At 60.2% G+C, this 21,110-nt stretch carries 21 protein-coding genes; 6 read left to right on the top strand and 15 right to left on the bottom strand.

The window, feature by feature from the left end:
* Nucleotides 1–10: 10 nt before the first annotated feature.
* Nucleotides 11–430, bottom strand: coding sequence for a helix-turn-helix domain-containing protein (locus FBZ97_RS04705; RefSeq protein ID WP_145316828.1), 420 nt, complete (start codon nt 428–430; stop codon nt 11–13).
* Between the two features lie 137 nt (nt 431–567).
* On the opposite strand from FBZ97_RS04705, the gene FBZ97_RS04700 reads away from it, so the two are divergent.
* The gene (locus FBZ97_RS04700) at nt 568–1,455 is read left to right on the top strand and encodes an SDR family oxidoreductase (protein ID WP_145316826.1); all 888 of its coding nucleotides are present in this window, start codon (nt 568–570) and stop codon (nt 1,453–1,455) included.
* Nucleotides 1,456–1,924: 469 nt separating this feature from the next.
* Here FBZ97_RS04700 and FBZ97_RS04695 read toward each other — a convergent pair whose 3' ends face one another.
* The 6 genes from FBZ97_RS04695 to FBZ97_RS04670 all read right to left on the bottom strand — a co-directional run bounded on the left by FBZ97_RS04695 (nt 1,925) and on the right by FBZ97_RS04670 (nt 6,318).
* Nucleotides 1,925–2,677 carry a pyridoxine 5'-phosphate synthase gene (locus tag FBZ97_RS04695; protein ID WP_113391297.1) on the bottom strand — a complete coding sequence of 251 codons (753 nt, stop codon included), beginning with the start codon at nt 2,675–2,677 and terminating at the stop codon, nt 1,925–1,927.
* A gap of 165 nt (nt 2,678–2,842) precedes the next feature.
* Nucleotides 2,843–3,970 (bottom strand): ATP-dependent RecD-like DNA helicase, encoded by a 1,128-nt coding sequence (locus FBZ97_RS04690; protein ID WP_095435208.1) that lies wholly within the window; start codon nt 3,968–3,970, stop codon nt 2,843–2,845.
* Nucleotides 3,971–4,036: 66 nt separating this feature from the next.
* Entirely contained in the window at nt 4,037–4,414 is a 378-nt protein-coding gene (locus FBZ97_RS04685) for a nitrile hydratase accessory protein (RefSeq protein WP_145316824.1), read from the bottom strand.
* The gene (gene nthB, locus FBZ97_RS04680; RefSeq protein WP_145316822.1) at nt 4,401–5,060 is read right to left on the bottom strand and encodes a nitrile hydratase subunit beta; all 660 of its coding nucleotides are present in this window, start codon (nt 5,058–5,060) and stop codon (nt 4,401–4,403) included. The genes FBZ97_RS04685 and nthB overlap by 14 nt, the downstream gene beginning before the upstream one ends.
* On the bottom strand, nt 5,057–5,701 hold the full coding sequence (nthA, locus tag FBZ97_RS04675; RefSeq protein ID WP_145316820.1) for a nitrile hydratase subunit alpha: 645 nt from the start codon (nt 5,699–5,701) through the stop codon (nt 5,057–5,059). The genes nthB and nthA overlap by 4 nt, the downstream gene beginning before the upstream one ends.
* A 23-nt stretch (nt 5,702–5,724) precedes the next feature.
* Nucleotides 5,725–6,318 (bottom strand): LysE family translocator, encoded by a 594-nt coding sequence (locus FBZ97_RS04670; protein ID WP_145316818.1) that lies wholly within the window; start codon nt 6,316–6,318, stop codon nt 5,725–5,727.
* 207 nt (nt 6,319–6,525) lie between these two features.
* Here FBZ97_RS04670 and FBZ97_RS04665 point away from each other — a divergent pair, with 207 nt between their 5' ends.
* Complete coding sequence (locus FBZ97_RS04665) at nt 6,526–7,371, top strand: aldo/keto reductase (protein ID WP_145316816.1); 846 nt, start codon at nt 6,526–6,528, stop codon at nt 7,369–7,371.
* A 2-nt stretch (nt 7,372–7,373) separates the two neighbouring features.
* On the opposite strand, the gene FBZ97_RS04660 is transcribed toward FBZ97_RS04665, so the two are convergent.
* The 3 genes from FBZ97_RS04660 to FBZ97_RS04650 all read right to left on the bottom strand — a co-directional run bounded on the left by FBZ97_RS04660 (nt 7,374) and on the right by FBZ97_RS04650 (nt 11,038).
* Nucleotides 7,374–8,381 carry a capsular biosynthesis protein gene (locus FBZ97_RS04660; RefSeq protein ID WP_246661692.1) on the bottom strand — a complete coding sequence of 336 codons (1,008 nt, stop codon included), beginning with the start codon at nt 8,379–8,381 and terminating at the stop codon, nt 7,374–7,376.
* Between the two features lie 205 nt (nt 8,382–8,586).
* Complete coding sequence (gene ilvN, locus FBZ97_RS04655; protein WP_113332962.1) at nt 8,587–9,159, bottom strand: acetolactate synthase small subunit; 573 nt, start codon at nt 9,157–9,159, stop codon at nt 8,587–8,589.
* Nucleotides 9,160–9,244: 85 nt separating this feature from the next.
* A complete protein-coding gene (locus FBZ97_RS04650; RefSeq protein ID WP_145316814.1) occupies nt 9,245–11,038 on the bottom strand; it encodes an acetolactate synthase 3 large subunit in 1,794 nt (597 codons plus the stop codon).
* A gap of 328 nt (nt 11,039–11,366) precedes the next feature.
* Here FBZ97_RS04650 and FBZ97_RS04645 point away from each other — a divergent pair, with 328 nt between their 5' ends.
* Nucleotides 11,367–13,391, top strand: a complete 2,025-nt coding sequence (locus FBZ97_RS04645) for an ATP-binding protein (RefSeq protein ID WP_145316813.1) — start codon at nt 11,367–11,369, stop codon at nt 13,389–13,391.
* An 8-nt stretch (nt 13,392–13,399) separates the two neighbouring features.
* On the opposite strand, the gene miaA is transcribed toward FBZ97_RS04645, so the two are convergent.
* Nucleotides 13,400–14,296 carry a tRNA (adenosine(37)-N6)-dimethylallyltransferase MiaA gene (gene miaA / locus FBZ97_RS04640; RefSeq protein ID WP_145316811.1) on the bottom strand — a complete coding sequence of 299 codons (897 nt, stop codon included), beginning with the start codon at nt 14,294–14,296 and terminating at the stop codon, nt 13,400–13,402.
* Here miaA and serB point away from each other — a divergent pair.
* From serB to FBZ97_RS04625, 3 genes are read left to right on the top strand one after another with little or no spacing between them, the layout of a single operon-like run.
* A complete protein-coding gene (serB, locus tag FBZ97_RS04635; RefSeq protein ID WP_145316809.1) occupies nt 14,295–15,185 on the top strand; it encodes a phosphoserine phosphatase SerB in 891 nt (296 codons plus the stop codon). The genes miaA and serB overlap by 2 nt on opposite strands.
* 33 nt (nt 15,186–15,218) lie before the next feature.
* Complete coding sequence (locus tag FBZ97_RS04630) at nt 15,219–15,782, top strand: GNAT family N-acetyltransferase (protein ID WP_145316807.1); 564 nt, start codon at nt 15,219–15,221, stop codon at nt 15,780–15,782.
* The gene (locus tag FBZ97_RS04625) at nt 15,779–16,357 is read left to right on the top strand and encodes a GNAT family N-acetyltransferase (protein WP_145316805.1); all 579 of its coding nucleotides are present in this window, start codon (nt 15,779–15,781) and stop codon (nt 16,355–16,357) included. Before FBZ97_RS04630 ends, FBZ97_RS04625 begins: the two co-directional genes overlap by 4 nt.
* A gap of 3 nt (nt 16,358–16,360) precedes the next feature.
* Here FBZ97_RS04625 and FBZ97_RS04620 read toward each other — a convergent pair whose 3' ends face one another.
* The 4 genes from FBZ97_RS04620 to FBZ97_RS04605 form a co-directional block, all read right to left on the bottom strand.
* Complete coding sequence (locus FBZ97_RS04620) at nt 16,361–18,073, bottom strand: DegQ family serine endoprotease (RefSeq protein WP_145316803.1); 1,713 nt, start codon at nt 18,071–18,073, stop codon at nt 16,361–16,363.
* Between the two features lie 193 nt (nt 18,074–18,266).
* Nucleotides 18,267–19,205, bottom strand: a complete 939-nt coding sequence (locus FBZ97_RS04615) for a protease modulator HflC (RefSeq protein WP_145316801.1) — start codon at nt 19,203–19,205, stop codon at nt 18,267–18,269.
* Nucleotides 19,205–20,329, bottom strand: a complete 1,125-nt coding sequence (hflK, locus tag FBZ97_RS04610) for an FtsH protease activity modulator HflK (RefSeq protein WP_113332954.1) — start codon at nt 20,327–20,329, stop codon at nt 19,205–19,207. The genes FBZ97_RS04615 and hflK overlap by 1 nt, the downstream gene beginning before the upstream one ends.
* Before the next feature lie 163 nt (nt 20,330–20,492).
* Entirely contained in the window at nt 20,493–21,011 is a 519-nt protein-coding gene (locus tag FBZ97_RS04605) for a dihydrofolate reductase (protein WP_145316799.1), read from the bottom strand.
* Nucleotides 21,012–21,110 lie beyond the last annotated feature (99 nt).

Genomic DNA, 21,110 nt, shown 5'->3' with positions numbered 1-21,110 from the left:
GATGGGCGGCTCAGTCCGGCGATTGATCGAAACGGGCGCGGGCGGCCTTGACGGCCTCGTGATTGGCTTCTGCCCAATTCAGGAGATGAGCCAGCGGCTCGTACAGCGAATGGCCGAGTTCTGTCATCCGATATTCGACGCTCGGCGGCTTGGTGGGAAAAACCTCGCGGTCGATATAGCCGTCGCGCTGGAGATCGCGCAGCGTTTGCGTCAGCATTCTTTGGGAGATGTCGGGCACTAAGCGGCGCAACTCGCCGAAACGATACGGCCGCTTGGCCAGTGTTTCCAGCAGCAGCACCGACCATTTTCCGCCGATCTGCGAGATCAGATCCCGCACGGGGCAATTGCTGAAATCGAGATTGCTGAGATCGAAATCACGTAAAGGCGGATCTATGCTCTCACGCAGATTGACGACGGCGCCGGCTGCCATGCGGGTTCCCTTTTGGTAACTTGGAGCCGAAAAACTGCCTCCTTTACACCATGAAGTCAATTCCTATTCTAGTGCTAGTCTCTTTTTGAGAGCGACAAACCGCTGCGAATGTGCGGCGGTCCAACAAGGGAAAACATATGAGCAGCACTCTTCTCGTCACCGGCGCCGCCGGTAAGCTTGGCCAGCGCGTCATTCATCACCTGCTGGAGACATACAAGGTCGCTCCCGGCCGCATCATCGCCGCAACGCGCAGCCCCGAAAAGCTTGCCGATCTCGCCGCCAAGGGCGTCATCACCCGCAAGGCCGACTTCGATGATGCCGCTGGTTTGCCTGCTGCTTTTGCCGGTATCGACCGGCTGCTGATCATCAGTACTGATGCGCTCGCCGTCCCCGGCCTGCGCCTGAAGCAGCACACGGCTGCCGTCGAAGCCGCGAAGAAGGCGGGCGTGAAGCATGTTCTCTATACCTCAATGCCAGCCCCGGACGGTTCCCTCGTCACCTTCGCACCTGACCACCTCGGCACTGAAAACGCCATCAAGGCAAGCGGCATCGGCTACACGATCCTGCGCGACGCCTGGTACTTCGACAACTACCTGATGGGCCTGCCGCACAGCCTCGAAACCGGCAAATGGTATACAGCAACCGGCGGCGGCCGTATCAGCAACATCAGCCGCGAAGATTGCGCACTCGCCATCGCCGCCGCCCTGGCTTCCGACAACACAGAAAGCGCCACCTATACGCTGACGGGCTCGACCGCCGTCACCATTGAGGACGTCGCAAGCGTCGTCAGCCGGATCAGCGGCCGTCCGCTTGAGGTTGTGCAAGTCAATGACGAACAGTTCGCTGCCGGTCTCGCCGGCGCCGGCCTGCCGAAATTCGTCGTCGACATGCTCGTCTCTGCCGATGCCAACACCCGCGCCGGCAAATTCGACATCCTCACCAACGACTTCAACAAGCTCACAGGCAAGGAGCCGCAGACGCTGCGCAGCTTCTTCGAGGAACATAAGGCAGCGTTGGCTGGCTGAGTTTTGGAAGAGGTCAGGTGAGGCTTCGTTTGCCTCACCCTTGCGCATGGCCCCTCACCCCAGCCCTCTCCCCGCAAGCGGCAGGGCTATCGCATATGGAGGCGGACGAGCACCATAAGCTCCTTCTCCCCTTGGGGAGAAGGTGGCCCGAAGGGTCGGATGAGGGGGTTATCGATTTGAATTCATGGATTTTGGTGGTCTTGGCAGGCACCCCCTCATCCGCCTGGCGGCACCTTCTCCCCGCTGGGGAGAAGGGGACAGCGGCGATCTCCGCTCATATGCGATACCCCTGCTGCAAGCGGGGCGAGGGAGTTTTGGTGCTTCGCGCGCAAGCTCTAATCGAGTGATGCCGCCGCCATTTTGCGCTGTCGTCCCTTCTCCCCGCAAGCGAGGAGAAGGCTAGGATGAGGGGCCACGCCAGAAGGCGCGGCAACAACAAACTTGCCTGACCAGCCCAAAGCCATCCCCATCAAACCACCTGACCGCAAGCCCGGCGAAAACGCCGCACTGTTTCGGCCATGCCATATTCCAGCGCGTCGGCAGTCAGCCCATGACCAATCGAAGTCTCCGCAAGCTTAGGAATGCGCTTCAACAGCGCCGGCAGATTGGCGACTGTCAGGTCGTGACCGGCATTGACGTCGAGGCCATTGGCGAAGGCGGCATCGGCGGTCTTGCCCAGCGCTTCGAGGATGATGGCGGCCTTCTGCGGATCGTCGTAGCAGCCGCCGTAAGGGCCGGTATAAAGCTCGATACGATCCGCACCGACTTCCCTGGCGATCTTCACCGCCTCGGCATCGCCGTCGCCATCGGCAAACAGGGACACGCGGCAGCCGATCGTCTTGTATTTGGCGACGACGTCGACCAGCAGCTCGCGGTTCTTGCGAAAATCCCAGCCATGGTCCGATGTCGCCTGCGCGGGGTCGTCGGGCACGAGCGTCACCTGCTCGGGCTCCGCCGAAGCACAGAGATCGAAGAATTCGTCGCTCGGATAGCCCTCGATATTGAATTCCGCTTCCGGAAACTCGTCATCGATCAGCGCGCGGATATCGGGCAGGTCGGAAAAGCGGACATGCCGCTGATCGGGACGCGGATGAACGGTCAGACCGCTGGCGCCGGCGGCAAGCGCGATACGGCCCAAACCTGTGACGCTCGGCCAGGGAAGATCACGCCGGTTGCGCAGCATCGCGATGGCGTTGAGGTTCACGGAAAGCTTGGCGGGCATGATCGAAATCCCTGATTTTCAAAGCGGATGGCAGTGTCGTTTTATGCCATTATGCGCAGCAAAACCAACGAGATTCCGACATCAATCCATGCAAAACTTTGATGGAGAAGATCGAACCAAGTCACCGGGGCGCGACATCACTGAGCCAAGACTCAGGATGTCCTGTTAACGGACAATCGTCAGCGTCTCGGCGGCACGGGTGATCGCCGTGTAGAGCCAACGCTCCCGCGTATCGCGAAATGCCCAGCTCTCATCGAACAGCACGACATTGTTCCACTGCGAACCCTGGGCCTTATGTACGGTCAGCGCATAGCCGTAATCGAATTCGTCGTAGCGTTTGCGCGTCGACCACGGAATCTCGCCCTCGACATCCTCGAAGGCCTGCTTCAAGAGCTTGATCTTCGCTGCCCCGCGATCCATGTCGTCATCTTCCGGACGCACCAGCAGATTGATGCCCGGCTTCGTCGTTTCCCTGGAAGAGGTCATCACCTGCCAGAGCGAGCCGTTGAGCAGCCCCTTGGCGGGGTCGTTGCGCAGGCAGACCAGCTTGTCGCCGGATTGCGGATAATCGGCTGTAAAACCCTTGAGCTCACGCAGACGCTGATTGTAGCGCCGGCGCGTCCTGTTGGTGCCGACGAGCACCTGATCGGCCTCCAGCACCAGCGGCTGCGTGACCTCGTTCTTCGAGATCACCTGTGCGGTGCCATAGTCGCCATGCATGATTTCCTTGCCCTCACGCACCTGCATGGCGAGCTGGATGATCGGATTGTCGCGTGCCTGGCGGTGAATGTCCGTCAGAAGATAATCCGGTTCCTCATTCGTGAAGAAACCGCCGCCGGAAACGGGCGGGAGCTGGCCGGGATCGCCGAGCACCAGAATGGGCGTGCCGAAGCTCATCAAATCCTTGCCGAGCGCTTCGTCCACCATCGAGCATTCGTCGACGATGATCAGCGCGGCCTTGGCAACCGGGCTCTGACGGTTGATCGTGAACATCGGGGCAATCGATGTCTTGCCTGTCTCTTCGTCCTCAACAGCTTCCTCGCCGCGCGGCCGGTAGATCAGCGAATGGATGGTCTTGGCATTCGAGGCGCCGCGTGAGCGCAGCACCTGCGCCGCCTTGCCGGTAAAGGCAGCGAACAGCACTTCGCCATCCACATGCTCGGCGAAATGCCGCGCAAGCGTCGTCTTGCCCGTGCCGGCATAGCCGAACAGACGGAACAACGGCGAGCGCCCCTCTTTCAGCCAGTTTGCGACGGCCTTGAGCGCTTCATCTTGTTGCGGCGCGAATTGCATGGTTCGACTTGGCAGGATTCGGTTGATGGAAGCAAGCGGTAAAAAGCCGTCGCCGCCACCACGCGCTTATGTCGTGTATTGAGGATCGTTTTCAAGCACAATCGGCTTACCATGCGGCGTGGCCTCCGCCGCACGCTGCCAGCTTTGTTGCAGGGCCAAGATCGCGTTGGCATCCGCGATACCCTTTGACACCAGCAAGCCGGACAGAGCCGCCACCCAGCAATCGAAATAATCGCTGCCATCAGGCGCCCGGCCCGGCTTATGCAATTCTGCCGACAACTGCTCAGCCCATTCGCTCCAGGCAAACAGGCCCTTCTCGTGCAGGTGAACGGTCATGGCGAAAGCCTCTGCCGCCCAAGGTTCCGGAAAGACCGGCTCGCCATCGACAGACTTCGGCAGTCCGGGCGATTGCGCCAGAGGCGACGTCACCTCACACGCGCTCAAGATAGCTCTCCCAAGCGTCGATCGAAACGGTCAACGAGGGATCGGCGCCCTCGCCCCAGATCTCGGCACCGTCGAAGACGACCGTATAGACCCATTGCGGATTTTCGCCGCGGCCATGGGCATTGTCGTCGGGGAAGACGAAGGAGCCCTGCACCGCTTCGATGACACCCGTCTTTGCGCGGGCATAGCGCGGTAATCTTGTGTGGCCGGTCGGGTTGAAGTTCTTCGTGCGAACATGATCGCCGACAGCGAAAAGCGGTGCAGTATCGACTGGTCGATCGCAGGGACCGCCCTTGGCCAGCACACCGTCGACCATGTCAGCCGTCAGAACCCGCTTCGGCACCCTGCCCTCTTCGAGCGAGTGACCGCTGCGCAACTCCTCGGCCGTCGCAAAACCATGCCGCTCCAGGAGCATATCGACGGCACGAGTCCAGATCTCATAATAGCTGGCGCCGAGATAGCTCGCCGGCGGAATGTTTTCGCGCGCATGCCGGCTTTCGTCGATGGTCCATGCACCGAAGGCGCCGCAGGAAAGCGTGATGCCGAGCGCCCGCTTTTCCCATTCGGCATGGAAATAGGGTTCGTTCGGCTCCGGCGCGACCGGGCCGAACCCCATCTGACCGCCGAGATCGTGTGGACCATTCATAGCGTTGCCTCCGGCGCCTTGGCGAGCGCGGTTCCGATCATGGCGTCGCGGCTGACGAGATCCGCAAGCGCCGCCTCGTCCATGCCTTCGGAACCGGCCGGCCGCTCGGGGATTACCAGGTAGCGAAGTTCGGCCGTCGAATCCCAGACGCGGATCTTCGTCTCCTGCGGCAATGTCAGGCCGAATTCGGCGAGCACGCCACGCGGATCGATCACCGCGCGGGAGCGATAGGCCGGCGCCTTATACCAGACCGGCGGCAGCCCGAGTACGGCCCACGGATAGCAGGAGCAAAGCGTGCAGACGATCAGGTTATGCGTTTCCGGCGTATTGAACACCGCACGCATATGCTCGCCCTGCCGGCCTGTAAAACCGAGGCTCGCAATCGCCGCCGTCGCGTCACGCCGCAGCCAATCGGCAAAGTCGGGATCGCTCCAGGCTTTCGCCACCACCTGCGCCCCATTGCGCGGCCCGACCTTCGTCTCGTAGGTCTCGACGATGCGGTCAATCGCCGCCGGGTCGATCAGCCCCTTTTCCGTCAGCAGCGTCTCCAGCGCCTTCACGCGCGCCTGCATATCCGAATAGTGGTTGTCGTGGTGATGGTGATGATGACCGTCGTCATCATGCGGGTGATCGCGGGACATGGCCGTCTCCTGTCTCTTTGCACCTACTTTAACATCGGCCAGAGACTGAGCACCAGCAGAACGGCCATGGTTATATTGAACCATTTCAGCCTGATGGGATCGGAGAGCCAATCGCGCAGGACGGAGCCGAAGCCGGCCCAGGTCGATACGCTCGGGACGTTCACAGCGGCAAATGCGAATCCGACGACAAGGACCGTGAAGAGATAGAGCTGTTCGTTGGTGTAAGTGGCCATGGCGGTGACTGCCATCACCCACGCCTTGGGATTGACCCATTGGAACGCAGCAGCGCTGATGAAACTCATCGGCTTCGCATCGCTTTCCGCCTCGCTCAGGCTGCGCGAGGTGCCGATCTTCCAGGCAATCCAGACGAGATAGGCCCCGCCGGCAAATTTCAGCGCGGTGTAAAGCACAGGCACCGTGTGCAGAAGCGCACCCAACCCCAATCCCACTGCAATCAGCAGCACAAAAAAGCCGACACCGATGCCGAGCATGTGTGGAATGGTGCGCCGGAAACCGAAGTTCACACCGGAGGTAAACAACATCATGTTGTTCGGTCCGGGCGTGATCGAGGTCGTGAATGCAAAAAGTAGAAGAGCCAGAAATGTATCCAGCGCCATGATGCCTCCCAGGACACCGTATCGTGACAAGGCGGCATCCAAAATTCTTCTTCGCGCGCGCAAAAAATGCGACGGCGCATGACGGTGCGACATTAGTTCGCCGGCCATACGAAAGCCATAGGATGATTGTCACCGTGACATGACGGATGCCGATTGAAATCCGGTCGAATGCACCTATGCTTCGGTTTTCTGTAGCGAGGAAAAACCATGCGCGAGCCCATTCCAACCGTCGCCCTTCCCTCCGGCATCCAGGTTCCGGCGCTTGGCCAGGGCACCTGGAACATGGGCGAGAATGCAGCAACCGCCAGGGATGAGATCGCCAGCCTGAAAACCGGCCTCGATCTCGGCATGACGCTGATCGACACGGCTGAGATGTACGCAGACGGCGGCTCGGAGGAGATCGTCGGCAAGGCGATTGAGGGCCGCCGCGACGAGGTTTTCCTCGTCAGCAAGGTCTATCCCGCCAATGCGAGCCGCAAGGGCGCGGTTGCAGCCTGCGAACGCAGCCTGAAGCGCCTGAATACCGATCGCATCGATCTCTATCTGCTGCATTGGCGCGGTAACTATCCGCTGGAAGAAACAGTGGAAGCCTTCGAAGGCCTCAAGGCGGCGGGCAAGATCGAGGCTTGGGGTGTGTCGAATTTCGATGTCGCGGATATGGACGAGCTGCTTTCCGTGCCGAACGGCGGCAATGTCGCCGCCAACCAGGTGCTCTACAATCTCTCCCGGCGCGGCATCGAATACGACCTCTTGCCCTGGTGCCAGGAGCGCAGCATTCCGATCATGGCCTATTCTCCGATCGAGCAAGGCCGCCTGCTCCACCATCCCGAGCTGATCCGCGTCGCCAAGACCTATCAGGCGACACCGGCGCAGGTCGCGCTTGCCTTTCTGCTGGAACGCGACGGCGTGATAGCAATCCCGAAGTCCTCGAACCCTCAGCGCATCGAGGAAAACCGTGATTCTGTCGATATTGATATCACCGACGAGGATTGGGCCGTGCTCGACGCCGCCTTCCCGCCGCCGTCGCGAAAGAAGTCATTGGACATGCTGTAGGTTCAGGCAGCCGCCTTCTGCTGCGCGACGATCAGCTCGATCGCCCGAAAGACATCGATCTCTCGCCAGTCGGCCGGATCGCGGTAGGTCGGATAAAGTGAAAATGCGGCAGCGGCGATCTGATCGACGGTCCTTCGCTTCGTTCGACGCCCGGCAAGCACTGCCTTGGTGTAAACGCCGAAATGATCCTCGGTCACTCCCCAACCCGCATAAAAGGGTGCGGCATAGCAGCGAACCGGAATGCCGCGCAGAAGCGCATCAAAGCCAAACTGGCTGGAAACAGTCCATACTTCATCGACGACTTCGAGGATCGAGGCTACCGACACCTCGTCGCCCACTCGGATTGCATCGCTGTTCGAAGCGTCATCCGTAAGATACCCCTTACGAAGACCGGCCATGACATCCGGATGAGTACGAATGAGGCATTGCGCATCGGTTGCCAGCGCATCGGCAAGCATCTTCTCGAAGGAGACTTTTGAGCCGAGCGCCCGACCGACGGAAACGTCGCCAACGACCTGATCGACCAGCAGAATGCGCCGCTTGATCGTCCGCTCAACGCTGGGCGATCGATGAGGGAGATGATTATACTTCGAGAGCTTGTTCAGAACGATCTGCTCGCGGATGGTGCGGCCAAGCTCTTCAGCCTCTTCCGCTCCCTCAATCAGCCGCTCAAGCCGCGAGGACCTGCTTACATCGACGGGCAGACCGAGATCGTCGATAACGATGGACAGCGGAATGGCGCCGGACTTGCCAAGCCCCATCGACCGCAGGAAGCCGTCCTCGAGGTGCCAGTGGCGCAATCCGCGAAACCGCGCAATCCCGTCCGCCACCTTGGCCGGCGCACGGCCGCCCCAGGACAGGACGCCGCCAATTCCAGGAGAAAGGATCGAGGCCAGTTTCTGCGAACGGAAATAATGGCCGAGCCAGGGGAAATCACTTCGTACGAAAGGCGCCGCACCGAGGCGCATGTCAGCGGGCGGATGCCACGGCTTGTCGCCGATCTCAGCCATTGTTGCCGCGTTTCCTCTTCTCCCCTCGGGGAGAAGGTGCCGTCAGGCGGATGAGGGGGTGCCTGCCAGGAGTGCGAAAACCCGCGAATTCAAATCGGAAAGCCCCCCTCATCCGACCCTTCGGGCCACCTTCTCCCCGAAGGGAGAAGGAATTTGCAGCGCCGATTTGCCTCATATGCGAGTACCCCCTCAACACTGCAGGCTCTTACATTCCCTGCGAGCCGCGGTTCATCGCAGCGATGCCGGTGCGGCAGACTTCGATAAGGCCGAGTGGCTTGACGATGGCGATGAACTGATCGATTTTCGAGGACTTGCCGGTGATCTCGAAAATGAAGTGCTCGACGGTCGCATCCACGACCTTGGCGTGGAAGGCGTCGGCCAGCCGCAGCGTCTCGGCACGAGTCTCGCCGCTTCCGGTCACCTTCAGCAGCGCCACTTCGCGCTCGATCGGCCGCTCCTGGCCGAGTTCGCGGGCGCGCACCGTCAGATCGACGACGCGGTGAACGGGAACGATGCGCTCAAGCTGCGCCTTGATCTGCTCCAGCACCTGCGGCGTGCCGCGCGTCACGATGGTGATACGCGACAGATGCGCCTGATGTTCCGTCTCGGAAACCGTGAGGCTCTCGATGTTGTAGCCTCGGCCGGAAAAGAGGCCGATGACGCGGGCGAGAACGCCCGGCTCGTTATCGACGAGCACCGAAAGCGTATGGCTCTCGGCCGCCGCGGTTTCCGGCGAGATGAAATAGGCGGAGCCCGTGGGTTGAAGGTGTGCGTTCATAATCCTTGTTCCGTTTCCTCGGTTCTTGTTCGGTATGCCAGCGAGATCCGTTGGGGCGCGGCTCCTGCTGCGCCCCAGCTATCGATCAAACCAGCTGACGACCCTTGGCGTCGATGGCGTTGGCGACGGCCTCGTCGGTCGCCTCATCAGGCAGCAGCATTTCATTATGCGCCTTGCCCGAGGGGATCATCGGGAAGCAGTTGGCGAGATTGGCGACGCGGCAATCGAAGATGACCGGCTTCTTGACGTCGATCATCTCCTGAATGGAGGCATCGAGATCACCCGGCTTTTCGCAACGCAGGCCGACAGCGCCATAGGCTTCCGCCAGCTTGACGAAATCGGGCATCGCCTCCGTATAGGAATTGGAGAGACGATTGCCATGCAGCAGCTGCTGCCACTGGCGAACCATGCCCATATACTGATTGTTCAGGATGAAGATCTTGATCGGCGCATTGTGCTGGATGGCCGCCGACATTTCCTGAATGCACATCTGAATAGAGGCATCGCCGGCAATGTCGATAACAAGGCTCTCCGGATGTGCGATCTGAACGCCGAGCGCTGCCGGCAAACCATAGCCCATGGTGCCGAGGCCGCCCGAAGTCATCCAGCGGTTCGGCTGTTCGAAACCGTAGAACTGCGCCGCCCACATCTGATGCTGACCGACTTCCGTCGTGATGTAGGTATCGCGATGTTTGGTCAGCTCATAGAGACGCTGGATCGCATATTGCGGCATGATGACATCGTCGCTCGGCTTGTAGGCGAACGAGTTGCGCGCGCGCCAGCGGGCAACATCAGCCCACCAATCGCCCAAACGCTCTGCGGCAGGCTTCTGCGGCAGTGCACGCCACAGGCGAACCATATCTTCCAGAACATTGCCGACATCGCCGAGAATGCCGACATCGACGCGGACATTCTTGTTGATCGAGGACGGATCGATATCGATATGGATCTTCTTCGAATTCGGCGAAAAAGCATTCAGGCGGCCGGTAATGCGGTCGTCGAAGCGTGCACCGATGCAGACCATGACGTCGCAATCATGCATCGCCATGTTGGCTTCGTAGGAACCGTGCATGCCGAGCATGCCGAGCCAGTTCTTGCCGGAAGCCGGGTAAGCGCCGAGGCCCATCAGCGTCGAGGTGATCGGGAAATCGGTCAGCTCGACCAGCTCGCGCAGCAGCTTGCAGGCTTCCGGACCGGAATTGACGACGCCGCCACCGGAATAGATGACCGGACGACGGGCATTTTTCATCAGCTCGATCGCCTGCGTGATCTTGTTGAGATCGCCCTGCATCTTCGGCTGATAACTCTTCTGGACGTGATGCGCTTCCGGCGGCGTGTAGGTGCCGGTCGCGAATTGGATGTCCTTCGGAATGTCGACGACGACGGGACCCGGACGACCCGACTGGGCGATGCGGAAGGCTTCATGAATGACCGCTGCCAGCTCATTGACGTCCTTGACCAGCCAGTTGTGCTTGGTGCAAGGCCGCGTGATGCCGACCGTATCGCATTCCTGGAAGGCGTCAGAGCCGATCAGCGTGGTCGGGACCTGACCGCTGAGACAAACAAGCGGGATCGAATCCATCAACGCGTCCTGCAGCGGCGTGACCGCGTTCGTCGCGCCGGGACCGGAGGTAACCAGCATGACGCCGACCTTGCCGGTGGAGCGGGCATAACCTTCGGCCGCATGGCCGGCGCCCTGCTCGTGGCGGACGAGAATGTGCTTGATATCGTCCTGCTGGAAGATCTCGTCATAGATCGGAAGCACAGCGCCGCCCGGATAACCGAAGATGTGTTCGACGCCGTTGTCCCTGAGCGCCCGCAGCACGATCTCCGCGCCTGTCATTCGATTGCCGCTCGCCTGATTATCTGTGCCGGTCATACGTTTGTTCCGCTGTCTGCTGGAGGTTTGGAAAAATGAAATCTCGATTTCGGGCATAAAAAAAGGCCCCTTCGGGAGCCTGTCATCTAGCGCATGGGTGGCTGTCGCCGGATGGTTACACCATCCTGCCCATGCGCCTTCCCACCACGATAAGAACGATCGAGTTTTTCATGGGCCGAAGTGATAGACAGAAAATTTCGAAGCGTCAACGCGTGAAGCAATAAAAAATCGCGACCGCATCATAACCCTATAAAAAGCATGGGTGACAGACAGGGTTTTGTTAAGCCCACGTCTCTATGCTCCGGCATCTATTAGTTGGGGTAACTATTTGCTGAATAAAGACCTGCAGACATCAGGCAACGCTGGAGATTTTGATCGCCGCGACAAGCTGAAGCCGGGAAATCGCTTCCTTGGTCGCGTTGTCGCGTGCAACGGTTCCAGAGCGACGATCGCCGCCGTGGCCGAGGCCGGCGGCACGGACCTGACCGAACTCTGGTCGGTCGGCCGACTGATCTCCATCAGCGTCGGGAAGAACCGCGTCGCAGCCCTCGTCTATTCGATGAATACGCAAAGCGTCGGCTGGGGCGAAGGGCAGGACAATCTCTTCCGCATCGAGGTGGAACTGCTCGGCGAAGTCCGTGTCGGACCGGACGGCCGCGAGGAGTTTTCGAGCGGCATATCGGCCTATCCCTATCTCGGAGCGATCGCGCACCGCATCCGTGCGGCCGACCTTATGCGCATTTTCGATGCCGGCAAGGGCAGCAGCTGCGTCATCGGCAAGCTGACGCAAGACGAAAGCATCGATGCTGCCATCCATATTCCCTCAATGCTGTCGAAACATTTCGCGGTCGTCGGCTCCACAGGCGTCGGCAAATCCACTGCGGTCTCGCTGCTGCTGCACAAGGCGATCGCAGCCGATCCGAAACTGCGCGTGCTGATCCTCGATCCGCACAACGAATTCGCCGCCGCCTTTCCAAGGCACGCCGTCGTCATCGACACCGATACCCTAGACCTGCCCTTCTGGCTGATGCGGCTGGAGGAGTTCAGCGAAGTCGTTTTCCGCGGCCGTCCTGCAGTGCCGGAAGAGCTCGATGCGCTGCGTGACCTTATCCCCGAAGCGAGACGCGCCTTTCGCGGCAGCGATTCCACTCTGATGCGACGCCAGACGGAAAAGGCCTCGGTGACAGCGGACACGCCGGTTCCCTACCGCATGGCCGATCTGCTAGCATTAATAGACGAGCGCATTGGCCGCCTCGAAGGCCGTCAGGAAAAGCCCCATCTGCGCTCCCTAAAGATGCGCATCATCTCGGCGATCAACGATCCCCGTTATCACTTCATGTTCTCCAACAACACGATCACCGATACGATCATGGAGACCATCGCCAAGATCTTCCGCATTCCCGGTGACGGCAAGCCGATCTGCACCTTCCAGCTCGCCGGCATCCCTTCGGAAGTCATCAATTCTGTCGCTTCTGTACTTTGCCGCATGGCCTTCGAACTGGCGCTCTGGAGCGACGGCGCAATCCACATGCTCGTCGTCTGCGAGGAAGCCCACCGCTATATTCCCGCCGACCCAACGCTCGGCTTCTTCCCGACACGACAAGCCATTGCCCGCATCGCCAAGGAAGGCCGCAAATACGGCGTATCGCTTGGCATCATCACGCAGCGACCGGGCGAACTGGATCAGACGATCCTGTCGCAGTGCTCGACACTCTTTGCCATGCGCCTTGCCAATGATCGTGACCAGGAAATCATCCGTTCGGCCATCCCGAACTCCTCGATCTCGACGACAAGCTTCCTGTCGTCGATTGGCAATGGCGAAGCCATCGCCTTCGGCGAGGCCATCGCAGTACCGATGCGGATGCGCTTTTCCCAGGTCGAACGGCATTTGCTGCCAAAAGCCAGCGGCAGCGTCGCGAAAACCAGTGAGGATTCGCCGGATACGGTCGATTTGCGCACGATCATCGGCCGCATGCGCTCGATTACAGGTCCCGATATCAGTCCTCTGCAGCAGAGCTACAATGCTGTGCCCATGACGGATATCAAGGATGATTTCGACGAAGTGGCAGTCGAGCAGCCAATACGGCCCCACGCGGAATCGAGCCAGCAACCGATCGAACCTTATCGTCCGGACATGCTGCCACGCACCGCCGCACCGCAACCCGCGGCCGCCTCGCAAACATCGATCGACAGCAAACTTGCCGAACTGCGCCGCGAATTCCGCAGCGATGAAGGAGGCACGCGCTCGGTGTCGCCGAGAGAAGCCGCGCCATCCCTGCGGCGGGAATCCGGCCTGTCCTTGCGGGACAGCATTCTGAAAAAGCCACTCAGCAGCCTTTACGACAAAGACTGACTCCCGAACTACGGGCTCAAACGTTCCCATCTCTCGTCCATTTGATTGCGGAACCAGGTCATCTGCCGCTTGGCATATTGCCGCGTCGCCGCAGATCCGGTTTCGATGACCTCGGCACGTGTCATCTCCCCCTTCAGCATCCCGGCAATCTGCGCGACCCCGATCGCCTTCATGACGGGCATTTCCGGTGGAAGATCCAATGCCAACAGAGCCTTCACCTCCTCTTCCGCTCCCATCGCCAGCATTTTCTCGAAACGGCTGTTGATGCGTTCGTGCAGAATAGCGCGCTCAGGCAGAACCACGATTTTCCGCGCGCGGTCGGGATCGATGACCAATGGTCCGGTCTTCCCCTGAAAAGCGGCGATGGACCGGCCCGTCGCTTCGATCACCTCCAGGGCGCGAACGATACGCTGCCCGTCCTGCGAGTTCAGCGTTTCGGCAACGGCGGCGTCGCGCTCCGCAAGCTCACGATACAGCGCTTCCGCCCCTTCCGCCACCAGCCGGCTGCGGAGGCGATTTCGTATACCAAGCGGAATTTCCGGCATGTCGGACAGTCCGCCCGTCAGCGCCTTGAAATAAAGACCCGTACCACCGACGAAGACAGGCATTCTGCCCTCGACGCGCAGGCGCTCGACCAAAGCGTCTGCCTCGCGCAGCCAGACGCCAGTCGAATACGCCTGTCCCGCCGGGACGTGGCCGTAAAGATGGTGTGGAATGCCCTCCATATCGGCCTCGGAGGGCCGTGCGGTCAGCACGCGCAGGGTATCATAGACTTGCATGCTGTCGGCATTTATGACGACGCCATCATGCGAACGGGCCAATTCTACCGCCAGTGCGGACTTGCCGCTGGCGGTCGGCCCGGTTATCAGGATCGCGTCGATATTGCTTATAGGGTTTCTGCTCATGGCCTTCGTTGCCACGCTTATTGCCAATCCGTCAAACCCCGTTCTCGTTCCGGCCATCGCCGAACAGGCGGCTGATGCTGTCAAGGCATCCGGGCTCTACTGGCTGGCCGACGGCATTGCCTGCGATATCGCGCTTCGCGACGACACCGATATCGAGGCAGCAGAGGCCAATATACTGGCGGTGATCGGCAGCGAACCTATCGATCTCGTCATCCAGCAAGCCGAAACCCGCCGCAAGAAATTGCTGATTGCCGACATGGATTCTACGATGATCGGCCAGGAATGCATCGACGAGCTTGCTGCCGAAGTCGGCCTCAAGGAGAAAGTTGCCGATATCACCGCCCGCGCCATGAATGGGGAAATCGCCTTCGAGCCGGCGCTACGCGAGCGCGTTGCTCTCTTGAAGGGACTGCCGCTCTCCGTTGTCGACGATGTCATCGCCAAGCACATCACGCTGACGCCGGGCGGTCCCGAACTCATCGCCACCATGAAGGCGAAGGGTTATTACGCCGCCCTTGTTTCCGGCGGCTTCACCGTCTTCACCAGCAGGATCGGCGCCACCCTCGGCTTCGACGAGAATCGGGCAAATGTCCTGCTGGAAGAAAAGGGTATCCTGACCGGCCTCGTCGAAGAGCCCATCCTCGGTAAGCAGGCCAAGGTGGACGCGCTGAACGATATCGCCGAAAAGCTCGGTATATCCACCGATGACGCCATGGCCGTCGGCGACGGCGCCAATGACCTCGGTATGCTGCAGCTTGCCGGTTCCGGCGTCGCGCTCCATGCCAAGCCAACTGTTTCGGCGCAGGCCAGGATGCGCATCGACCACGGTGACCTGACTGCCCTGCTCTATATCCAGGGCTACCGCAAGACGGACTTCGTCAAACCATAGAGCAGCGCAAATCGCCGAGCTCGGGGACCGCAGATGATCATTACCGAAACCGAACGCCTCATCATTCGCAATTGGCGCGAAGGGGATCGCGACCTGGCCTTGGAGATCAATTCCGACGAGGCGGTCATGGAATTCTTCCCGTTTCGCCGCAATCGCGCGGAAGCGGACGCCTTCTTCGATCGCGTCCAGTCAATGATCGCGGAAACCGGACTCGGTCTTTATGTGCTGGAGCTCAAAGCCAGCGGCGAGGCAATCGGTTATTGCGGACTGGTGCGCACCGATCATCTGGAACCCTTCGTCGCGATCGGAACCGTCGAGATCGGCTGGCGGCTGGTGGCGCGGCACTGGGGCAAGGGATTGGTCAGCGAGGCGGCGCGGGCGCTTCTTGCTCACGGCTTCGAAACGCACGGCCTTGACGAGATCGTTTCCTTCGCCGTGCATAACAATGTCAGGTCGACCGCTGTCATGGAGCGGATCGGCATGCATCGCGTCGAGGGCGGCGATTTCAACCACCCCAATGTGCCCGATACCCATCCACATCTGCAGCGCCACGTCCTCTACCGACTGACGGCAGCTCAGTGGCGCTCCCGGCAATGACCCCGATCGAAACGGCTCGACTGATCCTGCGCCCCTGCGCGGAAGAGGATCGTGGGTTGTTTTATGAACTCAGCTCGGACCCAGCCGTCCTCGAATTCTTCCCCTTTGCCCGCAGCCGCGAAGATGCCGATACCATCTTTTCCATGATCCGGAACGGAACGCCGGAACGCGGCTTCGAGCTTCTCACCATGGTCTTGAGGGTTAATGGCACGGCAGCCGGATTCTGCAGCCTGTCTAGAGTGCAGCTCGAGCCGCATTTGCCCCGCGATGCAGTGGAAATCGGCTGGCGGATATCGGCGCGCCATTGGGGCAAAGGCTACGCAACCGAGGCCGGTATAGCTCTTGTGCGTCATGCTTTCACCGTCCTGGATCTCCGCGAGATCCTGTCGGTTGCCGTCCATGACAACAGCCGCGTCCTCGCGGTAATGCGCAAGATCGGCATGCATCCAGATCCGGCCTGCGATTTCGACCATCCGCAAATTCCGGAGACACATCCGCGCCTGAAGCGTCATGTGGTCTATCGCCTCAGCGCCGCCGAGTGGCGGGCGCAGCAGGCGATGCAGACCGGGAGCTGAATTCTACTCAAGCGCGACGGCGATGAAACGCAAGTCACCGTTCGGAGACGCAATCATCATCTGCGCATTGCGGCGGCCTTCCCGCTTCAGTGAAGCCACTTTCTCCGAGGCAGCGCTCGGAGTCTGGACAAATTCCTGCGCGACCTCAACGACGACGTCGCCAGGCTTCAGCCCCTTCTCCGCGGCTGCCGAGCCTGGTGCCACTTCGGTGATGACGACGCCATCGACACTGTCGGCGATGCCGAAGCTCTTGCGGTTTTCGGCAGTCAGCGTCGAGAGCTTCACTCCGAGAATATTCGAGGTCGCCTGAACTGGCGGCTGAGCCTGCGGTGATTGCTGCGGGTCGCCGCCCTGATCCTGTCCATCCATGCCGTCGTCGTCACCATCGTCTCCCTGGTCGGGATTGATGACGCCGTCACTGTTGCCCTTATCATCAGGCGCAAGCTGCGGCTTCTTGTTCTTGTCAGCGCTTGCCGCTGCCGCTTGATCGCTGTCCTCCAGTCGACCGAGCGTCACCTTGATGGTTTGCTGCTTGCCATCGCGATAGACGACGACATCGACTTCCTTACCGACGGGGCTTTCCGCAACAACACGCGGCAAATCGCGCATCTCGTCCACATCCTTGCCGTCGAACTTCAGGATGACATCGCCCGCCTTGATCGAGCCGTTATCGACAGGGCCACCCTTGATGACACCAGCCACAAGGGCTCCCTTGGCTTCTGAAAGACCGAGACTATTGGCGACATCGTCCGTGACCGGTTGGATGCGCACGCCGAGCCAGCCGCGGCGCGTCTCGCCGAAGTCACGGAGCTGATTGACGACGCCCTCAGCCAGTTCGGACGGGACGGCAAAGCCGATACCGATCGAGCCGCCGCTCGGGGAGATGATGGCGGTGTTGATGCCGATCACCTCGCCCTTCATGTTGAAGAGCGGACCGCCGGAATTGCCTTTGTTGATCGCCGCATCCGTCTGGATGAAATTGTCGTAGGGGCCGGCGTTGATGTTGCGGCCACGCGCCGAGACGATGCCGACGGTCACCGAGCCGCCGAGGCCGAAGGGATTGCCGATTGCCATCACCCAGTCGCCGATCCGCATCTTGGAGGAATCGCCGAATTTGACCGCCGTGAGCGGGTGCTTCGGCTCGACCTTGAGGACCGAAAGGTCAGTCTTCGTATCCGTTCCGATCAGCTTGGCCTTCAACTTCGTGCCGTTTGGGAAGATCGCCTCGATATCGTCAGCGCCTTCAATGACGTGATTGTTGGTGACGATATAGCCTGAGGGATCGATGACGAAGCCGGAGCCGAGTGAGCTCACCTTGCGGTTGCTGTCGTCGTCTTTCTTGTTATTGAAGAAATCGTTGAACTCATCCTGATAGGGCGAATTGTCCGGCACCTTCGGGGTCGCCGGCCCATTCCCCTCATCTTTGACCTTCTGCGACGTGGAAATATTGACGACCGCATCGAGCAATCCGGAAGCCAGATCCGCAACCGATGCCGGACCGGCATTCATGGCCGGGTTCGTCGTGACCGTTGGAGATGCTGCCGGCGGCGTCTGATTGTTGGTCGCGGCCGGCGGCTGGGCGCCTTCGGTCGCACCGCTGTTCTGCGTCTGCGCATAAGCCTGTTCGGTGACGCCCGCAACGGGGCCGGCAATCAATGCGATGCTTGCGAGCAAGGCAAACGAACGGCTGAAAGGCAGGCGATTGGTCGAAGCCATCAGGCATCCTCATCACGATAGGGGAAAACTTGTATAAGCATCAACATAAGGCGGAATGATGAAGCGTGAAATCACCTTTTTGAGAAATCCCCGAAGCTCCTCGCCGCCGATGCTTGCAGGCAAAAGGTGATGCAATCCGTCATAAAGAAAAGGGCCGCCCTGAGGCAGCCCTGTCGTTTCAGTGTATGACGCCTCAGTTCGCAGGCGGCGTCGGATTGGCGAGTGCCGGCGCGCCCGAATTGGGCGCGGAACCGGCAGGACTGTCGAAATACTTGAAGAAGTCCGACTGATTCGGCGGCAGCACGAGCGTCTTGCCGCCGGAGGCAAGCGCCTTGTTGTAGGCAGCCATCGAGCGATAGAACTCGTAGAAGTTCGGATCGCGCTTCGAGGCATCCGCGAAGATGCCGTTGCGTTCGGCTTCGCCCTCACCGCGCAGCACTTCCGAATCCTTCTGCGCATCGGCAACGATCTCGACAACCTGACGGTCAGCGACCGCCCTGCGGCGCTGGCCCTCTTCGTTACCGCGCGCGCGGATCAGCTCGGCTTCCGCCAGACGCTCGGCCTTCATGCGGTCGTAAGTGTTCTGCGACACTTCCTGAGACAGGTCCGTGCGACGAATGCGGACGTCCTCGATGTTGAGGCCGAGTGATTCCGCATCGCGATGCAGATCGTTGCGCACTTCCGTCATCATCGCGGCACGTTCATTGGAAAGCGCCGCCTCGAAACCGCGCAGACCATAGACACGGCGCAGAGCAGCGTCGAGGCGGGTCCTGAGACGCGATTCAGCCGCATCGCGATCACCCGAGACGGTCTCGCGGAACTTGCGCGCATCCATGATCTTGTAGACCACGAAGGCATCGACTTCGTAGAACTTGCCGCCGGAGACCTGGACACGGATATTATCCAGATCGAAGCGGAGTTCCTGCAGTTGCACATACTGGACGCGATCGGCATCCATGAAGGCGAAAGGCAGCTTGAAGTAGATGCCGGGCTCCGTCTTCACGTCACGAATCTGGCCGAAGCGCAGGACGATCGCCTGTTCACGCGCGTTGACCACGAACACCGACGAATAAATAAGCAGTAGTACTACCGCGAGCGCGATAAGAATGGCTGGCAAACGGCTGGATGTCATTATTTGGCCTCCGGCTGAGTTGCAGCAGCGGGCTTGCCCGCCGGCGTCGTGGACTGTTTGCCGACTTCGTTCAGCGGCAGGTAAGGCACGACGCCCTGCTTGTCGTCGATGATGATGCTGTTGGAATTGCCGATGACGGACTCCATGGTTTCCAGGAACAGACGCTTGCGCGTGACTTCGGGCGCCTTGACGTATTCGTCGTAGATTGAGATGAAGCGCTGCGCCTCACCCTGCGCTTCCTTCACGATACGGTCCTTGTAGGCAGCCGCTTCTTCGCGGATCTGAGCCGCGCGACCGCGGGCCTGACCGAGCTTCTGGTTGGCGTATTGATTGGCCTCTTCCACCTGCTGGTCTTCGTTCTGCTCCGCACGCTGCACTTCTTCGAATGCATCGGCTACTTCGCGCGGCGGCGAGACATCCTCGATCGGAACAGCGTTGATGGAGATACCGGAGCCGTAGCGATCCATTGTATCCTGGATGATGCTTCTGACCTCGGTCGCGATTTCCTGACGCTTGTCGCGATAGATGTCCTGAGCCGGACGGCGGCCAACGACCTCACGCATAGCGCTCTCCGCAACCTGCTGCAAAGTCTCGTCGGGGGTCTCGAGATTGAACAGGTAGGATTGCGGGTTGGTCACAGTATAGAGGATCGAGAACTGCACGTTGACGATGTTCTGATCGCCCGTCAGCATCAGACCAGCATTCGAACCGGCCGAGGAGCGGCCGCCAATATTGCGCTGCTGTTCGGTGACCTTCACGAATTCGATGCGGTCCATCGGCCAGAAATGGAAATGCAGGCCGGGCATGGAGACTTCCTCGCGCGGCTTGCCGAAGCGCAGCTCAACGCCACGTTCGTCCGGCTGCACGGTATAGATGCACTGGATCAGCCAGAAAACGGCAATCACTGCGATGATGATGAGTACGACGCCTGCATTGAAGCCACCAGGTACGAAACCTTTCAATCGGTCCTGACCGCGGCGAATAATATCCTCAAGGTCGGGTGGCCCGCCGCTGCCGCTGCCTCGCGGCCGGTTCGGTCCCTGCCCCCAAGGCCCCTGATTATTTCCGCCGCCACCGCCGCCCCATGGGCCACCGCCGCCGCCATTCTGATTGCTCCAAGGCATCAAAACCTCTTTGTTTGTTGACTCCCGATATCGCGCCACGCCCACGAAATTCGCGGGTGGCGGCAATTGTTTCCCGTTATAGGTATCGAAGCACCTGCTTTCAACGCGACTTCAGGAAGTTCGTCGGATTCATTGGAAAATATTTGCTTTTTGGGGGCAGCTCTTATGCTTTTCGTCTGAAATAGCGAACGAAACGCGTCGGATAAGTGTCCTTTTCTCCAGCCGGAACGGCAAGCTCGCTATCCGCCTGCCAGATGCCGGGATCGATCTTTGGAAAGGAGGTGTCGCCCTCCACGTCCGCCTCGACATGTGTGATCAGCAGCCGGTCTGCCAGACCGATTGCCTGCCGATAGATTTCGCCACCGCCGAGGATGCAGATTTCGTCGACATTGCTCTCGTTCGCCAGACGCGACGCAACCGAGATCGCTTCATCGAGCGAGTGCGCTACCATTATTCCCTCGGCCACAAAATCGGTATCCCGAGTAATGACGACATTCGGCCGGCCCGGCAGCGGCTTGCCGATCGAATGGAACGTCCTGCGACCCATGATTACAGGTTTGCCGAGCGTCATCGCCTTGAAGCGCTTGAGATCTGACGACAGCCGCCAGGGCATATCGCCTTCGCGCCCGATGATGCCGTTGCGCGATACGGCAACGACGATGGTTTTGATCGGCTGGGTCATGCGTCTCCCTCAGTCTGCCTCACCGACGCCAATGCGAGTCGGTCCGACGACTTTATATCATCATGGCCGCAACGGCAGATGGAAGTCGTCCGTAGTAGT

This window comes from Rhizobium sp. ERR 942 (assembly GCF_007828395.1).
Classification (GTDB): Bacteria; Pseudomonadota; Alphaproteobacteria; order Rhizobiales; family Rhizobiaceae; genus Rhizobium; species Rhizobium dioscoreae.
This window is presented reverse-complemented; position numbering and strand designations above follow the sequence as displayed.